The organism is Caballeronia mineralivorans PML1(12) (assembly GCF_001028175.1).
GTDB classification, from domain to species: domain Bacteria; phylum Pseudomonadota; class Gammaproteobacteria; order Burkholderiales; family Burkholderiaceae; genus Caballeronia; species Caballeronia mineralivorans.
The window spans coordinates 1-330 of the sequence record NZ_AEJF01000318.1 but is presented as its reverse complement, the minus strand read 5'-3'; the positions used below and the strand labels follow the sequence as shown (position 1 = coordinate 330).

1 protein-coding gene is annotated in these 330 nt (G+C 57.9%); it reads right to left on the bottom strand.

Annotated features, from left to right (window positions below; genetic code table 11):
* Window positions 1-330, bottom strand: a 330-nt coding sequence (locus tag EOS_RS42840) for a chemotaxis protein CheW (protein WP_047898317.1), incomplete at both ends; no start/stop codon positions are given.

Genomic DNA, 330 nt, shown 5'->3' with positions numbered 1-330 from the left:
TCGGTTTTCGCGCCCGCGACGTTGAACACTTTCCACAGTTCGACGATGGGCAGATATTCACCCCGCACTTCCAGCACCCGCTCGCCGCCGGCCAGTGGATGGAGATCGGCTTCACGGGGTTGCAGTGATTCCATAACAGCATTCAGCGGCAGAATGAAAACTTCATCCGCAACGCGTACGGACATGCCGTCGAGGATGGCCAGCGTCAACGGCAGTAAAATGCGGATCGTAGTGCCAGTACCCTGCTTCGACTGGATTTCGACATGACCGCCCATCTTCTGGATATTACGTTTAACGACGTCCATGCCGACGCCGCGCCCGGAGACGTCG